The organism is Streptomyces botrytidirepellens (assembly GCF_003721215.1).
GTDB lineage: Bacteria > Actinomycetota > Actinomycetes > Streptomycetales > Streptomycetaceae > Streptomyces > Streptomyces himastatinicus.
In genome coordinates this window covers 1-1,330 of the sequence record NZ_RIBZ01000061.1, presented here as the reverse complement: position 1 = coordinate 1,330, position 1,330 = coordinate 1, and the positions used below count along the sequence as shown (strand labels likewise).

The window sequence follows — 1,330 nt, the reverse complement described above, 5'->3', positions numbered from 1 at the left end:
GGCACAACTGGACCACCGGAGCCACAGCCAAGCGATCCCTGATCGCCTACGACCACTGAGAACATCGGACTCATTCATCTAGCCGTAGAGTTGACCGGATGAGCAGGGATCTACGCATGTGCTTCATCGGCGACTCCTTTGTCCAGGGCATCGGTGACCCGGAGCACCGGGGCTGGGTTGGCCGGGTGCTCCAGGCCACCTGCGGTGATGTCACAGCTTTCAATCTCGGGATCCGGCGCAACACCTCCGAGGATGTCCTGCGTCGATGTTGGCAGGATGTCGCACCGCGCACCCTGCCCGATGCCGACAATCGGCTGGTCGTTTCCTTCGGTAGCAACGACATGGTTGAGGAGGAAGGCAAGGTCCGCGTTGCCCCCTCCCGCTGTGTGGGCAACCTGGCCTCGCTCCTCGACGGGTGCAGGCAGCGGGCGATCGGTGCGCTGGTCGTAGGTCCCCCGCCCGTCGTCGACGCAGGTGAAGGCCATCTGCGACGGACCTCGCAACTGGCCGAGGAGATGGCCGCTCTCTGCCGCTCGCGGCACGTCCCGTTCATCGCCACGACCCAGGCCCTTGCCAGTGACCCTGCCTGGACGAGGGAAGCACTGGCCGGCGACGGTGCCCACCCAGGCAGCGCGGGCTACCACAGGCTCACTGACATCGTCCTCGCCGGCAGGTGGCACGAATGGACCGCTCGCCCAGGCCAATAGTCGGCTTCCGCCACTCGGTGTCGCCCTCTGTCATATTCGCGGCCAGATAGTTCCCCACCAACTGCCGCGAGCGGGGAATCGGAACTGGCCACCCACACCCAGCCATGACCTTCACGAAACTGCGGACAGAGCCCTGAAAACGGCCGGGGTCGCTCCTCGCCTCACTTGGTTGGTCCTTGATGTGTGTGGGGAAGCTGGGGAGCGAGGAAGCGGGGCTTGATCACCTGCAGGTAGGTTCTGGCCATGACTGATGACTGGCGGATGGACCGGATCGGGGCTGCCCTGCGGGGGGAGAACCCGACCGTGTTGCGGCGGCTTGAGTCGGGATTCGCGGTGATCGGGGACGTTCAGTTCTTGCCGGGTTACTCGGCCTTCCTCGTGGACGAACCCGGTGTTCAACGGCTGTCTGACCTGCCGAAGACCAAGCGACTGGCGTTTCTGTCCGATATGGACCAGCTCGGAGAAGCGGTTGAGCGGGCCTGTCGGCAGCTGGATCCCGATTTTCGCCGGGTCAACCTGGAGATCCTCGGTAACACGGACCCGTTCTTGCATGCCCACGTCTGGCCGCGGTTCGAGTGGGAGCCGGCCGAGCTGGTGGGCAAGCCTGTGTGGCTGTATCCGCA

At 64.7% G+C, this 1,330-nt stretch carries 2 protein-coding genes; both read left to right on the top strand.

Annotation, left to right across the window (positions count from 1 at the left end; genetic code table 11):
- The first annotated feature begins 98 nt into the window (after window positions 1-98).
- Window positions 99-707: a GDSL-type esterase/lipase family protein gene (locus EEJ42_RS04305; protein ID WP_123098674.1), complete on the top strand. Its 609-nt coding sequence runs from the start codon at window positions 99-101 to the stop codon at window positions 705-707.
- Between the two features lie 243 nt (window positions 708-950).
- Window positions 951-1,330 (top strand): HIT family protein (locus tag EEJ42_RS04300; RefSeq protein WP_123098675.1); only part of this gene is annotated, 380 nt, incomplete at its 3' end.

What these genes read in the sequence shown, in the direction of transcription:
- EEJ42_RS04305 (WP_123098674.1), top strand. Translation starts at nt 99, where the DNA reads ATGAGCAGGGATCTACGCATGTGCTTCATCGGCGACTCCTTTGTCCAG.